Below are 1,792 nucleotides of genomic sequence, written 5' to 3' on the forward strand. Positions count from 1 at the left end.
CATTAACCTTCAATGATAGTAGACCTATTGAGATAATTCGACAATGGGAATACAAAATTTGACTAAGAAATACAAACAAAATACCCAATAGAACGGCTAACCGAACTACTGGGTTTTTAATCAGGACTCTAAATTTTTCAACTACCTCGCACTACTTAATCTTAATCGCAGGCGCACGCATCAGCGATTCACTTCCATCTGTTAATGCAACCTTTTCAGACTCCATCAACAGCGGCACTGAATCTCGCAACCGCGCTGTTAACTGCACAGTTGTCGCATCATAAATCTGAGTCACAATCTTAGGATACAAACCTATCCCAATAATTGGTACTAACAAACAGCCAATAATAAACACCTCGCGAGGTTCCGCATCCTTGAGAACTTCGTGTTCTACCAACTCCTTATTCTCAGGACCAAACAAAATTTCCCGCAACATTGACAACAGATAAATTGGAGTCAAAATTACTCCTACTGCTGCCAAGAAAATTACCAAGACTTTGAAAGTTGGATTATAAGCATCACTGGTGGCAAAACCAATAAATACCATCACCTCAGCCACAAAACCACTCATTCCTGGTAATGCTAAAGATGCCATCGAACAAGTCGTCCACATAGCGAAAACTTTCTTCATTCTCTTACCGACACCACCCATTTCATCTAAAATTAAAGTATGGGTACGGTCATAAGTAGCTCCCACTAAAAAGAACAAACTCGCTCCAATCAAACCGTGGGAAATCATTTGCAGCACAGCTCCACTCATACCAATATCGGTAAAGGAAGCCATACCAATTAAGACAAATCCCATGTGAGAAATCGAAGAATAGGCAATTTTCCGCTTCAGGTTTCGTTGAGCAAACGACGTTAAAGCAGCATAGACAATATTCACAACCCCCAAAATTACTAATATAGGAGCAAACACCGCATGAGCATCCGGCAACATTCCGGCATTCATCCGCAGTAGAGCATAACCACCCATTTTTAGCAGAATTCCTGCCAGTAACATATGAGCGGGTGCGGTTGCTTCCCCGTGAGCATCAGGTAACCAAGTATGTAATGGGAAAATTGGTAACTTCACAGCATAGGCAATCAAAAACGCTCCATATAACAACAATTGCAGATTCAGAGCGTAATCTTTCGCAGCAACCGCTCTCATATCAAACGTAACAGTATCGCCATAAAACGCCATTGTTAACGCGGCTATCAAAATAAACAGCGAACCACCTGCAGTATAAAGAATAAACTTAGTTGCTGCATACAAACGTTTCTTCCCACCCCAGATAGATAGAATTAGGTAAACAGGTACTAATTCCAATTCCCAAACAAGGAAAAACAGCAACATATCCTGCACGGCAAATACAGCAATTTGACCGCCGTACATTAGCAACATCAAGAAATAAAACAACTTAGGCTTAAAAGTTACAGGCCACGCTGCCATAATTGCTAGGGTGGTGATAAAGCCAGTCAGAATAATTAATGGCATTGATAAACCATCAGCTCCCACTGACCAATTTAAGTCTAGCTGCGGTACCCAAGCGTAACTTTCTACCAGTTGTAGTTCTGGGTTATTAGTGTCGTAACCTGTGTAAAAAGCAGAAGTGATAATAGCAAAATCAATTAATCCAACAATTAAGGCGTACCACCTCACCGTTTTGCCGTCTTTATCGGGCACGATCGGAATTAGCAAAGATGCAACTACTGGAAATAGGATGATTGTAGTCAACCAAGGAAAATCAGCCATAAATATTTAAGTCTCACTTTGAAAATTTTGTAAAGTTATGAGCATTCAACATAG

The 1,792-nt window shown here is 40.6% G+C and carries 1 protein-coding gene; it reads right to left on the bottom strand.

Annotated elements, in window-relative coordinates:
- Positions 1–151 precede the first annotated feature (151 nt).
- On the bottom strand, positions 152–1,738 hold the full coding sequence (locus tag F6K22_RS40035) for an NAD(P)H-quinone oxidoreductase subunit 4 (RefSeq protein WP_293110646.1): 1,587 nt from the start codon (positions 1,736–1,738) through the stop codon (positions 152–154).
- Positions 1,739–1,792: the final 54 nt, after the last annotated feature.

Source organism: Okeania sp. SIO2F4 (assembly GCF_010672385.1).
GTDB lineage: Bacteria > Cyanobacteriota > Cyanobacteriia > Cyanobacteriales > Microcoleaceae > Trichodesmium.